12 protein-coding genes are annotated in these 18,353 nt (G+C 46.8%); 3 read left to right on the top strand and 9 right to left on the bottom strand.

Going from position 1 to position 18,353, the window contains the following annotated elements; genetic code table 11:
* Positions 1-235: 235 nt before the first annotated feature.
* The 6 genes from HHO50_RS16965 to HHO50_RS16940 all read right to left on the bottom strand — a co-directional run bounded on the left by HHO50_RS16965 (position 236) and on the right by HHO50_RS16940 (position 8,573).
* Positions 236-3,625: a patatin-like phospholipase family protein gene (locus HHO50_RS16965; protein WP_219921570.1), complete on the bottom strand. Its 3,390-nt coding sequence runs from the start codon at positions 3,623-3,625 to the stop codon at positions 236-238.
* 121 nt (positions 3,626-3,746) lie between these two features.
* Positions 3,747-5,069, bottom strand: coding sequence for a hypothetical protein (locus tag HHO50_RS16960; protein ID WP_181307693.1), 1,323 nt, complete (start codon positions 5,067-5,069; stop codon positions 3,747-3,749).
* Positions 5,066-5,419, bottom strand: coding sequence for a hypothetical protein (locus HHO50_RS16955; RefSeq protein WP_181307691.1), 354 nt, complete (start codon positions 5,417-5,419; stop codon positions 5,066-5,068). The genes HHO50_RS16960 and HHO50_RS16955 overlap by 4 nt, the downstream gene beginning before the upstream one ends.
* Positions 5,420-5,691: 272 nt before the next feature.
* Entirely contained in the window at positions 5,692-6,804 is a 1,113-nt protein-coding gene (locus HHO50_RS16950; RefSeq protein WP_181307689.1) for a hypothetical protein, read from the bottom strand.
* A 273-nt stretch (positions 6,805-7,077) separates the two neighbouring features.
* Positions 7,078-7,794: a response regulator transcription factor gene (locus HHO50_RS16945; protein WP_181307687.1), complete on the bottom strand. Its 717-nt coding sequence runs from the start codon at positions 7,792-7,794 to the stop codon at positions 7,078-7,080.
* Between the two features lie 11 nt (positions 7,795-7,805).
* The gene (locus HHO50_RS16940) at positions 7,806-8,573 is read right to left on the bottom strand and encodes a sensor histidine kinase (RefSeq protein ID WP_181307684.1); all 768 of its coding nucleotides are present in this window, start codon (positions 8,571-8,573) and stop codon (positions 7,806-7,808) included.
* 741 nt (positions 8,574-9,314) lie between these two features.
* On the opposite strand from HHO50_RS16940, the gene HHO50_RS16935 reads away from it, so the two are divergent.
* Positions 9,315-11,450, top strand: a complete 2,136-nt coding sequence (locus HHO50_RS16935) for a prolyl oligopeptidase family serine peptidase (protein WP_181307682.1) — start codon at positions 9,315-9,317, stop codon at positions 11,448-11,450.
* Between the two features lie 522 nt (positions 11,451-11,972).
* On the opposite strand, the gene HHO50_RS16930 is transcribed toward HHO50_RS16935, so the two are convergent.
* On the bottom strand, positions 11,973-12,893 hold the full coding sequence (locus HHO50_RS16930; RefSeq protein ID WP_181307680.1) for a lytic transglycosylase domain-containing protein: 921 nt from the start codon (positions 12,891-12,893) through the stop codon (positions 11,973-11,975).
* A gap of 336 nt (positions 12,894-13,229) precedes the next feature.
* On the opposite strand from HHO50_RS16930, the gene HHO50_RS16925 reads away from it, so the two are divergent.
* Together HHO50_RS16925 and hrpB are read left to right on the top strand one after the other, a co-directional pair.
* Positions 13,230-13,721 carry a ferritin-like domain-containing protein gene (locus tag HHO50_RS16925; protein ID WP_181307679.1) on the top strand — a complete coding sequence of 164 codons (492 nt, stop codon included), beginning with the start codon at positions 13,230-13,232 and terminating at the stop codon, positions 13,719-13,721.
* A gap of 136 nt (positions 13,722-13,857) precedes the next feature.
* Complete coding sequence (hrpB, locus tag HHO50_RS16920) at positions 13,858-16,401, top strand: ATP-dependent helicase HrpB (RefSeq protein WP_181307677.1); 2,544 nt, start codon at positions 13,858-13,860, stop codon at positions 16,399-16,401.
* 443 nt (positions 16,402-16,844) lie between these two features.
* Here the strand turns inward: hrpB and HHO50_RS16915 are convergent, their stop codons facing one another.
* Positions 16,845-17,144, bottom strand: coding sequence for a hypothetical protein (locus HHO50_RS16915; protein ID WP_181307676.1), 300 nt, complete (start codon positions 17,142-17,144; stop codon positions 16,845-16,847).
* 187 nt (positions 17,145-17,331) lie between these two features.
* The gene (locus tag HHO50_RS16910) at positions 17,332-18,201 is read right to left on the bottom strand and encodes an MBL fold metallo-hydrolase (protein WP_181307675.1); all 870 of its coding nucleotides are present in this window, start codon (positions 18,199-18,201) and stop codon (positions 17,332-17,334) included.
* Positions 18,202-18,353: the final 152 nt, after the last annotated feature.

Here is an 18,353-nt window from a genome sequence, read left to right as displayed (position 1 = left end):
TTCAGCAGCGTTCTTGGCCTGTTTATTGGAATTTAGGCGAAAAACGGGTTGTGGTGGCTAGTGCATGACATTTTGCATTTCTGGTTTTCTCTATGGAAAACAAGCTGGGAACCTGTGAGATCTCCAAGACCTTATAGGTTTCCAACTCACTGGCGTGAGACTGAAGTCTCGTAACTAAGGAAGTTGTAAGTCTCCAGACTCGCCGGCAACTACCGGCAGCTTTGCGGAACGTTAATCAAATTATAGGAAGCGCAGATTCAATAACATGTAATCCTAGTTTACGGTAGCTTTCAAATTGTGCTTCGCTGAAAAACTGGTCACTGGTAGACTGGTGAGGGAATTTTGGGTTGACGGCGGCGTACTCCTTTACGTCAACTGACTCATCGCCGGTGAGCGACGTTTTTAGATACAGCAGTTTACCAGAAGGTTTGTCGGCAGGATCTTCCGGGTACCAGATATTCCCTACAGAATAATGACGGGTTGAGCGTTGGGTCTTATCATCTCTTTCCGTGATTGCAGCAACATCAATGACGATCTCCACGCCAAAGTCAATTCGGCATCTACGAATGGCATTCGCCAGTCCTTCACAGGCAAAGTTGCTGTCCTGCTCCCCGTCTCCTAAGACAATAAAGGTCACCCGGCGCCTAATCAGCTCGTATAAACCCATATTATCAAAATGACCGCCATCTGAAAGACAGACATAATCTCTTTTCGTATCGGTTTTGCCTAACAGATCATAGATGAGATACGTTAGCCCAAATCTTGGATCAGAGCGTTTCCATCTATTACGCCGGGGGTTCCCCATCCACCAGCCAAGGCGGGCATTGAAGACAGTCATCAGAAACGCGGTGGCAGATGAAGAATGATACCCTTGGTTGGGGTTAGCCGCCGCCCCAGAAATAGCCATTGCCGTACCAATCCCCGGCCCTCCCTTATAAGCAAAGTGCCCCGTTGGGCGGAAACCGTATTCATAAGATTTACCGGCCAAACTACCCACAGACCTGGTGCGGCTGATATCAAATCCACAGAACAAGGGGGTAAACACGAATGACTCGGCCTTGCGGTCTTGCCTATCCAGGTCTGTAACTTGGGTGGCATTCAAGGTTGTGTTAATGATAAGATAAGGCCCTTGATATCCCTTTCCTGTTGTTAACAAAGCTAATTTAAGATCATCTTTACTGTCAAAGCCAGTAAAAGCATTTGATGATTTATCTCGTTCAGTCCGCCTCCGGGTAGCGGCTAAATAGCCCCGCATAAGTCTGTTCCGGTAAAAGTGGTGCATTGAGAATTCATTCACACCCACTCTCCAAGACAAAATAAAAGTACCTAAAGCAAGCATGGCTGTTAAGGCAACAACTCTGTAGAACAGGTCTGTTTTCTCCATCAGCTCCTTGTTAATTCCCCAAAAGCCCATTAACCTTTTATTTATTTCAGCAGCCAGAATTAGCATACCCGCTATAAACAGGTAAGGAGCAATTCGCACAATGACATCTTTTACTTTAGATGCCGTATTATTTAAATCTTTCTGAGCTGGAGTGGTAGAACTAAAAGCAAAGCGAACCGCTACTGCGATCAAGGCAAACCAGCTTCCCGCCACTACCATCAAATAACCTTCCCCTAACTGTATTATTTCTCCACTGAACAGACCCAGAGTACTTAGCAGTAGCCAGCAAAGTATGAACCTATGAACCAAGGCACCCAGGCGCCCCCACCACTCTCTGCGGTCATCAGGAAAATACTTGCCAAGAAATGCCATTCTTAACACAACCGTAAAGCTTAATACTTCTAAGACCAAGGGCGTACCCACTATGAAAATTAACTTTTCCCTGAAATCTTCGGCTTCAAAGTTTACATTTACGGCTTTGTCTTTAAAAGGTATTCTAATGGAGAGTGTAGTACCAAGGGCGTCATAGATAAGCAGGATTGCTTTCCAAACTACGCCTAGCAATAAAGAACCAATAAGGGCCGCAAAAACAGAAAACGAAACGATTAATACCCAAGCCCCCACCTTTTGATAGATATTGTATTTAGGCAAACATGAAAAATACCGGCCAAGGTAGGCGACCAGTAATAGACCTGCCGCGCTTATTGCAAAAGTTGACCAAATGAAACCAAAATCAATATCATTAACATTGAATTTGGTAGCATAAACAAAAAACCAACTACTTATCAGGAAAGAGGTTATCAGACTAAGGAATAACAGCCCTAGGGTTATTAATCTGGCTCTCTTTGCAGGTTCAACTCTTTTAGATGACAGTAAGTTATGATAACCGCGCATACCAAAGCCTGCCATAAGGGCACCAGACAGCAAGAATATACTTATAATAACCAGAACCACTCCATTGCTACTGTTTACAGACCAAAGATGGTTTTGCCAATAAAGATATAAACAATAGCCCGTGGAAAGTACAGTGCACAACAACAGTATAATGATGAGTTGATTTAAGAGGGTATTCCTCAGCCAGGTCATGCCAACCGTCCAGGAATCAGTGGACATGATACTCGCATTTGGTGCCAGGTAATTGCTAAACATGCGGAGCCACCGGATAGGCCGTACTTCTTCGCCCCGAGGATCAGAGGACTTTTCCGGGTCTAATCTATCCTGTACTTTTAACAGGGAGCCGTCTCTTTTTATCCAAGCCGCCAGCCATGCCCCAATGTAGCCACCTCCCGATACTACTGAGAGGTAATCAAACCGGGAAAGTATTCCTGCCTTCGCTAAACCTTGTAAGATCCCTAAATTGTAAGTAGCAGACCTGATTCCGCCGCCAGACAAGGCAAGCGCCCACAGACCCATACCAGCAGCTTTAAGATAGGGATCATTATCTTCATTTACCCCAGCACCAACCTTGCCATTAGGTACACAGATTTTTGAATTAGGCAAGCCGCTTGCCTGGTTACGATGGCTGCGGCTTTTGTCTATCTCTGCTAGTTCCTGTTTGAAGACAACATCAAAAGGCAAAGCTATCTCCTTGTTTATCAAATGATTAAATAATACTTGATCATCTTCAATAAGTATCCTGGTCACTTTATCAGTTTCCCATTCTTCTTGAAGTGTTCTCTGATCTTGTAATGACAAATTACCTCCATCCCTAGCTATCACCACCAAAAGCGGCAGATAATTCAAAGCTTGGGCTAATCTTATGCGCGACTCTGGTGTAAGATAAAGGATAGATCTTACTGCAGTGCGCCATTGCTGGGGAGCCGGGTATCTGTCAAGGAATTTCAAAGTCTCTGAAGTTTGGTTCTTCAGCTCTTTTTTAGAAACATTGCGCACGTCATAATAGTAAAGCTTTTGTCTTACCCCAGACTTGTACTCCCTAAGCCATACCAGTAATGCCTTGGATCTCTTCAAAATTAAATGACCTATCTCTAAGCCCTCTAACTTCTCACCTTTTATACAGATTAATTCACTAGCACGTTCTAAATAAGGATTACTTGGTTGCGCTGAATCATTGTATTTTTTTAATGCCGCGCCAAGCTTTTCAAAGATACTATCTTCATTATGATCCAGTAAAGAAACAGTCTCTTCACCCTGTTTATTACCCTCAAGATCATAGATAATATCTTGTATCAAAACTAAGTACGCTACTGCCCTAGCAGTCAAATCCATTACGGCGTCCATTTTTTAGAGGGTTTATTGTTTAGAAATACAGGTTCTAAAACAAAGCAACTACAGCTGGATAGATACAATTATTTTAAATTTATGATTAAGGAATTTATATCATACGCTAAAAGAAACTCTATCACTTTAAGTTATCCATGGTTGGTCCACCAAAACCAAAGTTCAGGGTCAGTAGAGCAACTAATGTACTTTCTGGATCGAATTCAGGTTTAAACTGGTTACCCAAACTATATGTAAGGGCAATATTATCGTTTATCCGGTAACCTAATTTGCCAATATACTGAAAATCAGAACTTTTATCTTTTGAAAACAAATCTATTCCATTAGCATCAGTTCCAATAGACACTTCTGTATTACTCCGTCTTCCAACTGCTTCCAACTGCCAATAAAAAGATTTATAATCCCCATTAAAGGCGATGCCATAATCTATATTACTTTTGTAAACTTTAGAACTTGGAAAGTATCTCTTATAATATTTCAAGTCCGACCATTCATATCGAAAAACAATAAGTGCCCTTAGCCAACTAATCTCATTTCCAAATCTATAAACAGGTGTAATCCATAAAGATTGACGAGGCACAAAAGAATATTTAAAATTATTTGTCGGAAAGTTTAAAAAAGTCCCATAAGCAAGATCTACGGTTAATCCTTGTCTCTGCTTTATATATTCTTTAAATTCTTCGTAGATAAGTTCTGAATCGTCTATATTACTTACATCAGCATTTATTAACTCAAAATATCCTTGCAAAAACAAACCTATATTAGCACGATCTAATTCAGGAAGTGAACCAGTTTTATCATATAAATTCTTCACAAACTCTTTAGTCTTATCTATATCAAATTTTAATTTTTCTTGAACATACAACAACAAAACACTCCTGGACTTATCTAAAAAAGATTGTTTAGTAATGATTGTTACATCTCCTGCTAACAATTGGCCTATCTCACCCTTAAAATTGATATCAGTAATATCAATTCTACCAAGTGTACTCCTGTAATTACTTATTTTATCTCGGTCTTTTTTATTTGACAGGTAAAATCTTGTTCGGTATCCAAATGCTAATCCGTTTGTAGAAGATTTATCTTCAAACAAAAAATTTTGGGTAGAGGCAATAGAAAATGAAGAAGTCCTGGTTATTTGATCCCATGCATTTTTCGGGTACAAGTACTCCTCTAACGGTAAACTATGATCTTCGAACCAATAAGGAGTAAATTCTAAGGAAAAATCATTTGGGATTATTGCGCTCCCCCCTTCTTTTATAAAGTTTGAGTATAAGGCGGTCTCTAATGCTCGGTATGATTTAGGTGTTAAGACTGTACTAGGTTGCACACCTAAAACAGCAGATGCAGGCGATGTAGGTGCACTAATTGGGTCAAGTTTTTCCTGAGCGTGCAATTTTGAACTAAGAATGAGAGTAACAATAATGATTATGCCTCTTTTCATATAGCCGGAAATTTAATAAACAAATGAATATCAGAAACGTCTGTCTCAGACTTATGATTACTGTGCGGAATAACATCAGGATTATCTGCCTGTGCTAATAAGTGGTTATTTATATAAAAATAAACTTTTATTGTATCCTCCTCCTCAATAGGAAGTGGATTTCTAATTCTGGAAACAACTACAGTAGTTCCATTGCGTAAATCCCTCCCTTTCCCTATAAACTTAACACCTTGATCGTGTATTATAGAGTCATTAGGTCCAGGAACATTAATACTTGTCTTTCCTGTGTTTCCATTAGAGATAAACTCAACTTTAAAGTCAACATCTTCATCGTCATCAACTACTGACATTAAATTGAAATAGAAGTAATCCCTTATCATATTTTCTAATTTATAATGTTTAAAAATTAAGCTAACTTCATGTAAGTAGCAGGACTAAACTAGTTTAAACCATCTCCTTTCTGTAACCATGAAAGGAGATGGTTAGCGACCGGTAATTACTTTTCTTAAAAGCCTTTCTAGTTCGCCCACAAGATCCTTTCAGGATGACAAAATAACAGAAGGTATTTCTACCCAGTAATTATGTTCACTACTCTTGAAATATGATCAATAATTAACATAATTCATCTCTGTCTATCCTCCGAAGATTCTTCTTGGCTTTTCTCATGTGGCTTAACCGTTGAGCGTATCACCATTACTTTATTTAACAGATCGAACCAGAAGGGCGCACCTAATGAAATTGCCAATCCGGTAATTAGCCAGCCTAACACTTTAAAGGCCCAACTTACCCCCCAAGGTGGTAAGGCACGGAAGTTTGACACACCAGTAGGATTGAGTTCTGATTTCCAGTCCCAACCTATAGGCAATTTGAATTTCACAAGGGCAGCTTCAGCCTCTTGTAACCTGAGTTGTGGCGTTTGTGAATTATCTGAAGGGTGAGGTGCTTGGGCAGCAGCAGAAACTATGGCATTTCTTAGAGGTGGATCATCAACAAGGCTTTTAAAAATGGCGAAGGAATCGGCGTTCACTGCGCCTGCCAATACAAAACCTAAAACGAGTAGAAACTTTTGTATTCGTCGTTTGTACCAGCCAGACACCCGATCCATAGAACTATTAAACCAATTTTCTATGTTTTCCCTTGCCTTGGCAGCATCATTTCCGGCTGCATCAATCAAGCTATACAAAGCATCTTGTATTTTCGTATTACCCGTGAGAGCCGCACTTGTACTAACAGCATTTCGCAAAGGCTGCAGAGGGTTGGGCAAGGGCAAAGGTGCTCCTGCAGCATCTATTGGAGCAGCGGTGGCACTTGTGGAACCACTGGCGGTAGTTGCTGTAGCAGGCAGAACTACATCCATAAGGGCAAGTGCGAAATTCCTGGCCGGAATGTAGGAGGGCAAATCAGAACCCCACCTATATCTATTGTCTTTTCCAATTTTTGATGGGTCATATGCACTTCTATATAACCCAAATAGCAGAGGATGTTTATAAAGTTTTTCTGTGATGACAGACGTGCCGCTTTGTTCTTGTAATAACTCCCTTATCCCTTGCTCAAGGTCAACTGCCCTCAGTTTCAACCATGCTTCTATTATCTCATTGATGGCAGAGCAGATTAAGCTTAATAGCATATAGATGAATACCATTCCAATGGCTACATCAAGCATTTGAAAAGCAGGCATAATTTTATATTTAAAAAACGTTAAAGCATTTGATAACACCTCATTTATTTTAATCACTAGTAATGGGATTCTAGATTAAACTCTAAAAATTTATTCATATATGAGTAATAAATACTAAAATTTCATCACTGTCGCAAGCGTCCGCTTATGACTTAGTGGGTAATCAAACTTCTGTTTCTAAGCTGTATTCCAAAAAACAGCCTAAAAAAGTGGGCATAAGTTGACGCCTGCGTCAGTGATATCATTTGAGCTAGGTGAAAATTAAAAACTCTATACAGGTTCCTAGTTAGTTATCATAAACACTCTATGTCCCTCTTATATGCTCAACAATTACTCACCCATTCCTTTAACTATAGCGGCATTAGCAGAGTGCACCTGCAACTTTTCATAGATATGCTCCAGATGTTTCCGTACAGTTTTATTAGCAATAAATAGTTCTTCGGAAATTTGCTTTACAGCCATTCCTCTTTTTAAGCATTCCAGTACTTCTTTTTCCCGCTTACTTAAAACATCTAATCCTGTAATCTGTGGCTTTGGAATTATTTTATCACCTTTCAAGTATCCTAGAACCCAACCTGCCAGTGTAGGTGAAAGCGGCAATCCTCCTTCCACTACATCATAAATTGCATTGAGTAATTGGTGTGGTTTCGCATCTTTGAGCAAATAGCCTGATGCTCCGGCTTGCAAGGATTCAAAAAGCTTTTGTTCGTCGTCCATTACCGTGAGCATCACAATTTTCAGGTCTGGATACTTCTGCTTTACCTGCCTCGTCGCTTCAATTCCATTCATCAGAGGCATTTGCACATCCATTAACAATACTTCTGGTATCTTACACGTCGCTAAATATTGCAGTAAAACCTCCCCATTTGGCGCCTCAAACAATACTTCTACTTCTTCGCTTAATGCCAGCTTCTCCCGGATATCTTGGCTCAGTTGGGCATTGTCTTCCACAATTCCGACAGTTATCTTTTGCATCCAAAATAGAAAAATAGGATTTGCTTTATAGATGAAAGGTACAGAGCGAAAAGCAGCTTGTAAATACGGCAAATGACGTATTTTTAAGCATTTAGAGGGAGCATCACCTTAATGCGGGTACCTGAAGTATCAGAGTCTAGTAAAAATGTGCCTTGTACTTCCTCGGCACGCTTCCGCATGTTACTGAGCCCAAAGCCGTTTATAGCAGCTTCGGGCCCTAAACCATGGCCGTTATCAGTAATGGTAAGGGAAATATTGGTTTGGCAGACCTCTAATGTCACTACTACCTGCGTGGAACCGGCATATTTCAATGCATTGTTTGTTGCTTCTTGAGAAATACGCAAAAGGTGCATTGCCATTAAAGGCATCAATATTGGGTTTTCGTCTGCATTTAGTAATTGCCAATTTAGAACAGGCATCTCACGATCTTCCCAAACTTTAAGTAGCAGCCCATGCAAACGTGCCCCCAATGCCTCCAAAGTGATCTCTTTCTGATCCAGCAGCCAGATGGTTTCACGCAGTGTATTATTCATCTCACGGGTGAACTCACTTAAGCGGAGAAGTTGACCAGAATCAGGCAACTTATGGTAGGCAAGTAATTCTAATCTGGAAATAAGATGCGTGAGTTGGGAACCAAAACCATCATGTAAGTCTCGCCCCAACTTTTCACGTTGGACTTGCAATTCTTTTTCTAATTGCAAAGCTTTCAATTCAGCAATATGCCGCTGTTGTTCAGCTTCGACTAAGGTTTGAAGTAAAGAATTATAGGATGCCTGAACCTCTACTTTTTTATTCAAGTACTGCATGCGCTGGTACGTCCAACTTAAGACATTACTCAGCATGTCGGTCATTACCATAAATATTAAATTTCAGATAAATAAAAATGGCGTAAGTAGAGTTTTTAACTCTCTTTAGAATACTTTCAATTATATATTATGCAAGTAAATCCTCTACATATCACCCTATTTCTAGTACAATTATTAGAGCAATCATCTATAGTAAGTACCACTAATTCAACTAAAGTCCTATGACTTGGATTTGAAGCTGATGAAATAACAATTACAGCTACCTACTTTAAAAGTATAGTGAAATGACACAAACTTACTTTAACAAGGGCTGTAGCTCAAATACAATTATAATTGGTTCACTTTTTTTAAATCGAACCTGTTTAGAGTTTCTCACTAACTGGCCTTTAAAGCAATTACTCTGGTGCAAGCCTCCGAAGGTGCCGTCATTTTTAAGCTATTTTCATGAAAATAGGCCAAAAACAAGGGAGTTATTTGTACACTGTCGCAAGCGTCCGCTGGTACCGTTGTTTTTAGGCTACTTTTATGAAAACAGGCATAAAACACTAAACAGCTTCATCTTTAATTAATTTATTTCAAGGTAAAACCCCACCCTCCGCAATCCTATACTTACAAGTAGGTATTTGTAAGCTAAAATTCTATCCTTTGATACATATTGCAGGTAATTTCTTCAATTGACAACACCCCAGTTAACATAATACTTATTCAATTCTTTTTATTTGAAAGAAAATTTAGTTAATCGCCATATCTCTTTTAGATTTAAAGCACCTAATCAACCCTTCTCCCATGAAAAAACTGCACCCCTACATCCTCCTCTTCCTTACTCTACTGCTCTCCCTCTCCTCACAGGCCCAAACCTTCTCCTTTGAACAGGTGAAATCCTATCCGTTCCCTACCGCCCTTACGTCTTCTCAACAGGGCTCTCGCATTGCCTGGGCCATAGACGAGCAGGGAAAACGGAATATCTATGTAGCAGAAGGCCCAAAATTTACGCCGCGCAGGCTCACCAATTACCTCCAGGACGATGGGCAGGAACTGACCAGTATCTCGCTGTCTCCGGATGGGCAATGGGTGGTGTATGTACGCGGTGGAGACCACGGGTCTAATTGGAACAATGATTTGCCGGTGAACACCTCCTTCAGCCCAGTTGCCCCAAAGGTGCAGATCTGGACGGTGCCTTTTGCCGGCGGTGAGCCGAAAGCGATTGGCGAAGGGGCCAATCCGGTGATCTCCCCAAAAGGCGATAGAATGTCATTCACCAGAAACGCTCAGGTGTGGGTAGCACCGCTAGATGGCTCTGCCCCTGCCAAACAAATGTTTTCGGCAAGAGGATCTGTTGGATCTCTGGAGTGGTCGCCGAGTGGGGAGCAATTGGTGTTTGTCTCTAACCGGGGTGACCATGCCTTCATTGGGGTTTTCACGAACGAACAAACACCTTTGAATTGGATTGCCCCTTCTTTCACCCGTGATCGGAACCCGCGCTGGTCGCCGGACGGGAAAAGGTTGGTCTTTGTGCGAACGCAGGGTACGGGTGGAGCACCGGATTCTATTTTAGCCGCCAAGCACCAGCCTTGGTCTATCTGGACGGCGGAGGTGGCTACCGGGAAAGCCACCAAGCTATGGGAAGCGCCTAAAACCTTGGCTGGCTCGGTTCCGGGCACCCATGGCGGCGTGAACCTGCACTGGGCCGCCAACGACCGGATTGTCTTCCTTTCTTCCCAGGATAACTGGCCGCACCTGTATTCCATTCCGTCCACCGGCGGCAATGCCTTGCTCCTTACCCCCGGTAACCTCATGGCCGAGCACATCCGCCTGAGTTCTGACAAAAAATGGTTGGTCTTCAGCGCCAATGCTGGGCCAGACAAATTGGATATTGACCGAAGGCACGTAGCCCGGGTACCCGTAGACAAAGCGGCCATGGAAATCCTTACGCCGGGCACGGGCTTGGAGTGGACTCCGGTGGTTACGGGTGATGGAAACAATATTCTCTATTTCAGCGCCTCGGCTCAACGTCCGGCTTTGCTCACCAGTATGCCTTTCAAGAAGGGAAAACCTACCCTTTTAGGCGAAAACCTGGTACCAACTCAGTTCCCTACTAAACAGTTGGTCACGCCCAAGCAGGTGACTTTTAAAGCCCCTGATGGCACCACTATTCACGGGCAGCTTTTTGAGCCCAAGGGCGGTGGGAAGAAACCAGCCATTGTGTATGTACACGGAGGCCCCTCGCGTCAGATGTTGTTGGGCTGGAACTACTCAGAGTACTACTCTAATGTGTACGCCCTAAACCAATACCTCACCAAGCTGGGGTTTGTGGTGCTCTCCGTGAATTACCGTTTGGGTATCGGTTATGGCTATGATTTCCAGAACCCGAAGAACGCGAACACCAAAGGCAACTCGGAGTACCAGGATATCAAAGCTGCCGGTGAATGGCTGGCCAAACAGCCGCAGGTAGATGCCTCCCGCATCGGGATTTACGGAGGGTCTTACGGCGGGTATTTGGCGGCCATGGCCCTGGCGAAAGACTCCAAACTGTTTGCCGCCGGGGTAGACATCCACGGCGTGCATGACCGCACTGTCGCCAGCACCCTGCGCATGACCGCCCCAGACCGCTATGAACGTGCCCCAGACGCAGATCTGGCCTCCAAAGTAGCCTGGCAATCTTCCGTAACGGCGTACATGGATACCTGGACTTCCCCCGTCCTGATCATCCACGGCGACGATGACCGCAACGTGCAGTTCAGCCAGAGTACTGATCTGGTACGGCGTCTGGAAGCCAAAGGCGTGCCCTATGAAACCCTAGTGATTGTGGACGATACCCACCACTGGATGAGCCACGGCAACGCGCTCAAAGTAGGATTGGCTACCGCCGATTTCTTCCAGCGGAAATTGATGAAGACCAGTAATGCCGTAGGCAAGAAGTAATTCTCCTGGCTGAAGACGCTGTTCGTGGTATTTTATGCAGGAATTCCGGGGCCCTGCTCTGTCACAAACATAAGTTGGCAATATCGTTTCTGGCCTGTTTTAGTCAAATTAGCCTTAAAATGACGCGGTTGGCACGCATGGGATAGAGACACTTATTCATTGAAAACTGGAATTCTTCTGGGCCATTGTTGGTGTTCTCACCAAGAATCCGTTATCGGCTCCCTTCTCAAAATTTCCATCAAGCTGAACTGATTAGAAGTTGTTGGTGAGAACACCAACAACGGTCAAAATACTTCTGTGGGTCTTATGGTATTCGTACCCTCTCCCCCCACGTCGCCACTTCAGAGCGTAAATTCGGGGAGCACTTTCAATTCCTGGGTTTACGTTCATTGGAATTAAGCTTAGAAGCGATTCGGGGCTGTTTTTGGAAAAACAGCCCCGAATCGCTTTTGCTCTGACGCTCGAAAAAGAGAAGGCATTGCTGCTCATTTCGTGCCCAAGTAACTTCCATTGCCTCAAAAACTACTTTGGAAAAAGCAACTCAAACTCCTTACCGGGGGCAACGGTCAGTTTATAGGCTTTGATCCAGGGGTTGTAAAGCCGGAGGGTTTTGTAGTTGGTGCCCTGCTCTACGGCAAACTTGGCTAGATCTGGAATGGACGTGGTGACTCTGTACGTGCGGGTAGGCAACACATCATAACCCTGCTCTTTGGGCAGGTCAAACCCGTATTTCTGCGGATTACCCAGCACTTCTTTCAAGGCCAGAATGCGGAACATGTACCGCGAGGTCTCATCGTTCAGGTACAGGTCATAGTAAGAGCTTACCCGCTGCCGTTCCAAGGCATTGCCTATGCCGTTCATTCCCCGGTTATAGGCGGCGGCCGCATTTGTCCAGGAGCCGAAACGCTTCTTCGCCGATTTCAGGTACCGGCAGGCGGCCAGGGTAGCCTTCTTTACATGGAAACGCTCATCCACTTCAGAGTTCACCAACAGGCCGTAGCCCCGGGCCGTATCGGGCATGAGTTGCCAGAACCCAGAGGCACCGGCGGGGGAGGTTACCTGGCTAAACAAGCTTTCGGCCAGGGAAAGATATATAAAATCGGCCGGGATGTCATTTTCCTGGAGTAAGCGCTCAATCTCGGGTTGGTACCGTTGCATGCGTTTCAAACCCAGCAAGGTGGTTGCCTGCAAGTAAGAATTCACGAGTAATTCCCGGTCTAGCCGTTCGGCCACATCCGGCACGTCTAAGGGAACCGGTTCGCCGGCGAAGGAGAGCGAGGTAGGCAGTGCAGGAGCTTTGAGGACACCTTCCCGCACAAAAGGCGCATCGGTTCCGTTTCCGTTTGATCCGCCGGTTTGTTGTAACGGTTGCTGGCTGCACAATTGTACCGTGATGGCCAGCAAGCCCAATCCTCCAAAGTATTTCCAGATGTTATGCGTCATAGTTTGCTCCTTTCTGACAGTTTCCTTCCTGAATAACCCTCCCTCAGCTGCCTTTAGTCTAGGTAAGTACGAAGATCCCTCTCTTTTTACGAATTTTTCTTTGTGCGTAGTACAAGATGCGTTCCAAAAATCACCGATTCCATCCCTCAGGAAGTGAAGAGGAAGACTTCATATAGCCTTAAGCGGGGCCAATCCTCAAAGCGCCTTCGCATCCATTTATTTTTAAACGGCTGTAAACAAGATGAATTAGCTTTCCCTTGCCTTAATTCTTTAACCCTTTAACTACCTCCGCGTATAGACTTGGTATAAATACTAACCTATAGAACCTATACCATTATGGCTAAGTTAAAAACACTGGAAGACCTGTTTGAACACCAGTTAAAAGACCTTTACAGCGCTGAGAAACAAGGCATTGCCGCGCTGACCAAAATGATCAAAGCAACCGAAGACGAAAAACTGAAGGGAGCCATTGAGACCCACCTGGAAGAAACCAGAGCCCAGAAAGACCGACTGGAGAAAGTGTGCGAACTGGTGGGCACCAGCCCGGGGCGAATGAAATGCAAAGCCATGGAAGGCTTGGTGGAAGAGGGCGAAGAAACCATTGAGGAGGATGCTACCCCAGAAGTGAAAGACGCCGGCCTGATCGCCTCTATCCAACGCATGGAGCACTACGAGATTGCCGGATACGGTACCGCCGCCCACTTTGCGGAGCGCCTAGGCCACGCAGAGGCAGCTAAGTTGTTGCGTCAAACGCTGGAAGAAGAGCAAAAAACCGACACCCTCCTGAATGATCTAGCCAAGAGCTACATCAACGAGAAAGCGGAATAGTTTCCCAGCCCAAAAACGGAAAAGCCTGCTCTTTTGAGCAGGCTTTTCCGTTTTTGGGCTTTAAATCTTAAAGTAGCATAAAAATAGTACGTCCCGCCGCAGGACTTTAGCCCAAGAATCCAGAAATTTGGGTTCCATGTCACGTATTTCCCTTACTTCCCTACCAGATTTACCCGTTCAAGAAGCGCTGCCGCGCCTGGTGGCTGCCTTAGAAACGAATTCCCGGGCCGTACTGGAGGCTCCACCGGGGGCGGGAAAAACCACCCTGGTACCGTTGGCATTACTGGACGCCGATTGGCGGGCAGGCGGCAAAATCATCATGCTGGAGCCCAGGCGGCTGGCGGCCCGCGCGGCGGCCCAACGCATGTCTGATTTATTGGGCGAAGAGGTGGGCCAAACCGTGGGGTATTGGGTGCGCATGGAGCACATTGTCTCAGACAAAACCAGGATTGAAGTTGTCACTGAGGGTATCCTCACCCGCTTGCTGCAAAGTGATCCGGGGTTGGAGGGCATTGCCGCCATCATCTTTGACGAATTCCATGAACGGAGTCTACAGGCCGATGTAGGGCTTGCCCTGGCCTTGGACGCCCAGGCGGTACTTCGGCCTGATCTCCGGTTATTGGTGATGAGTGCGACCTTAAATGCATCCTCGGTTGCGCAATGGTTAGAGGCGCCTGTGATCACAAGCGAAGGCCGGCAGTTTCCAGTGGAGACGCATTACCTCTCTCCCGCTGAAATCGCTACAGCCGGGCAGAGACCCGCCGAACGGTTGACGAACCTGGTGCCCAAAGCCATCCGGAAAGCCTTGGAACAAGAGCTTGAGGGTGATGTCCTGGCCTTTCTGCCGGGCATGGGCGAGATGCGGCGGGTAGCCCAGGCACTGGAAGGGAAATTAGCCTCAAATATTCAGCTGCACCTGCTGCACGGCGACCTGAACCTCACCAATCAACTGGCAGCCATTAAACCGGCTCCCTCGGGCTACCGCAAAGTGGTGCTGGCCACCAGCATCGCCGAAACCAGTTTAACCATAGAAGGCATCAAAGTAGTCATTGACGGCGGATACGCCCGGGTACCTAAGTTTGTGCCGCGCATTGGGCTTACCACCCTGGCCACCATCCCCGTGTCCCGGGCCGCCGCCGATCAGCGACGCGGGAGGGCCGGCCGGTTAGGCCCGGGGGTATGCTACCGCATGTGGTCTTCCGCCGATCAATTGCAATTGGCCGACCGGCAAACACCCGAGATTTGCGAGGCCGACTTAACCGGATTGGCCCTGGAACTAGCCATTTGGGGAGTGCCGGAAGCGACTGCGCTCAAGTGGCTGGACACTCCGCCCACGGCCGCCCTGGCTTTAGCCCGCGATCTATTGATCCGCCTGGAAGCCTTGGACAAGACCGGGAAAGCCACCGCCCACGGGAAAGCCTTGGCGGCGTTGGGCTTGTCTCCCCGGTTAGGGCACCTGGTCATGCGCGGCCAAGCGCTAGGGCTGGGTACCACCGCCTGTGACCTGGCAGCCCTGCTTTCTGACCGCGATGTAGTAAAGCCCCTGCAGATTTCCTGGGCCGAGCCTTTGCCCGACTTAGCCCTGCGGCTTGAACTTCTGGACGGACAGTCGCCCCCAACGCCCGGCTACACGGTAGATGCCAATACCCTCCGGAAGATCAGGGAGCAAGCGCAGAACCTGCGGCAGCGGATCAGGGAGAAAAGAGCGCCCATTCAGTATGGCGCCATTGGCTTGCTGACCGCCCTGGCCTACCCAGACCGACTTGCCCAACGGGAAACCTCCGGCCGCATCCGGCTGGTCTCCGGGCAACGGGCCGCCTTGCAGACTGAATTGTTCGGCGAAGCTGAGTTTTACGCCATCGCTCACATGGAACTAGGCACCAAGCCCCGCGTCTTGACGGCCGCACCCGTCACCAAAGAAGAGGTGCTCACCCATTTCTCTGGCCAACTGGAACGCATGGAGGAAGTCCGCTGGGATGCCGTAGCAGAGAAGGTAATTGCCCGCCAGATCACCCGTATGGGGGCGCTTACGCTGGAAGAAACCCCGGTCACTACACCCAAGAAAGAGCTAGTGGCCCAGGCACTTTTGCAGGCACTTCGGGAAAAAGGAATTGCCCGATTGCCGTGGAATGAAGATGCGCAGAAAACGCTCCAGAGACTGGCTTTTTTGCACCAACTCAACCCAGGCCAATGGCCCGATGTCTCTGAGACAGCACTAGAAGCCACCATGGAAGAATGGCTGCTGCCGCATTTGGAAGGTTTACGCACGCTGGAGCAGGTAGCAAAGCTTGATTTCAGGGAAATACTGTTAGCGGATTTCTCCTGGGAACAACGCCAGGAAATAGACTGGTTGGCGCCTTCGCACCTGGAAGTTCCCAGCGGTTCCCGCATTGCCCTGGATTACTCAGAAGCCACTACCCCAGTGTTAGCCGTCCGGCTGCAGGAGGTATTTGGGATGCTGGATACCCCGCGCGTTGGCGGCGGCAAGGTACCGGTACTCATGCACCTGCTTTCCCCTGCTTCGCGGCCCGTACAAGTCACCCGCGACTTACGCAGCTTCTGGGGCACGGGGTATTTTGACGTGCGCAAAGACCTGAGAGGCCGCTACCCCAAACACCACTGGCCCGACGACCCGCTTTCGGCACCGCCCACCCGGGGTACCAAGAAACGACCGCAGTAAGCATTGGTATTCAGATAGACAGTTCAGGAAGCGTCCTTATGAGGCAAGCGGGTGAACTTAGCCTCTATTCCAGCACTGCGTTAAGAAGGGGTGCGAGACCTCACCCCCAGCCCCTCTCCCACGGAGAGGGGGAGTCTTGCTGATGTGTTTTGGGGCTATTTTGCGGAAAACAGCCCCAAAACGCGAAAACCTGTGTGGTCTCCAAGACCACACAGGTTTAAAGTAAACTGGCGCGAGACTCCCGTCTCGTGACACAGGATGAAGCGAGTCTCCAGATTCGCCGGGAACCACCAGCAGGAGGGCGGAACGTCAGGTAATCAGTAGGGAAAGAAGGTGATCACATTATGCCGAGGCAATTTGTTTTAGGGCTGTTTTCGTAAAAACAGCCCTAAAACAACAAAGGGGAAGCGTTTGCTTCCCCTTTGTTGTTTTAGGTGAGCGGCTTATCTACTGCCGCCACGGCTGCCATCGGTCTTCTCACCTTCATGGCCTTTTACTTTCACTACTTTGTTGTAAAGTCCTAATAGCAAGAAAGGTGCTGGCCACTGTCCTACAAACAGGGCTTCATCATCTTTCTTCATGATTTTCAGGGTAGCTGATACAGCCATGGAGCCAAGAGCAGCCCACAGGAAAAGGTCAGAAGGCAACTTGGCAGTATACTCCTCAATGGTGCGAGCTACTGGTCCTTCTCTATGCTCTGGGTTATAGTTATCAGCGGCTTCTTTTACATTTGATACATCCATAGTATTATCTTGGTTATAAGGTGTGGTACATGGGTATCAAAACGTAGGAAGTATTTCTAGGGTTTACAAAATTGCCGAAGAAGTGCAAGGAAAACGTACAGCATGAAGGAAAGACCCTGCCCCCTTTCCCGGCTACTTTCATAAAACCTGGCTTAAAACGCCCCAGTAGCCCACTGCTTTTGGCCGGTCAGGAGAAATCCAGGGCTAGCTGCTCCATCTTTTTCGTAGGTTTAGTTGATTTAGGCGGCGCAGCAGGCACTGCGTTGGCGTTCAGGTTCAAGGCAACGGGTGCCCCGCCAATGAGATACACCGGCGTCTCTTCATACCGGGAGGCAACTACTACCTGAGTTCCGGCGGCATGGGTGGTGAACAGCTCTTTTACCAGCCTGGGGCAGTTGTTGTCTTTGGATAGATGCCCCAGCAGCACGTGGCTCATAAACGGGGGCTTGTAACCCGTGAATAGATTCAAGGCTTGCCGGTTGGAAAGGTGCCCGTGGTTTCCCCTGATTCTTACTTTGAGATGATACGGGTAATGGCCTCTGTCCAGCAGATCATCGTCATAGTTGGTTTCCAGAAAAGCGGCGTGGCACTGTTGAAATTGCTGAATCACGTGGTGGCAGGGAGTCCCGATGTCGGTGAAAACGCCCACGTTGATGCCCTGGCACGAAACAATGAAACTATGCGGATCGGCGGCATCGTGCAGTTTGGGAAAACCGATGACGGAAAGACTTCCAATAAACACTGGCTCGTACGCCTGAAAAGAATTAACCAACTGAGGGTCAACTCCAGAGCGCATGTTCTGCCGCGTGGCGGGGGTGATGTAGACCGGCAACCGGTACTTTTTGGCCAACACCGGCAGGCCTTTGATGTGGTCTGCGTGTTCGTGGGAAATGAAGATGGCTTTCACCTTCTCCATGGAAAGCCCCAGGCGTTTCATGCGGTGCTCGGTTTCCCGGCATGAGATTCCCGCGTCTACCAACACCGCTTCCTGCTCATTCCCTATGTAATAGCAATTGCCGTTACTCCCCGATGCCAACGATGTAATGCTCAAACCCATATCGGCACAAAATTAACCTAAGTTTCCCTGAATCCCGCTTCTCTGGCTTTGAAGAATTTCACCTTTTATACTTAACATAATAAACGAGCTATAGTCAAGTCAGTGTAACACTACCTACTAAAGGCTGATTCACCAGAATAGAACCCTCGCTC

This window comes from Rufibacter sp. XAAS-G3-1, assembly GCF_013623775.1.
Lineage (GTDB): Bacteria > Bacteroidota > Bacteroidia > Cytophagales > Hymenobacteraceae > Nibribacter.
The sequence above is the reverse complement of the archived record's forward strand: the minus strand, read 5'-3'. Positions and strand labels throughout refer to the sequence as shown.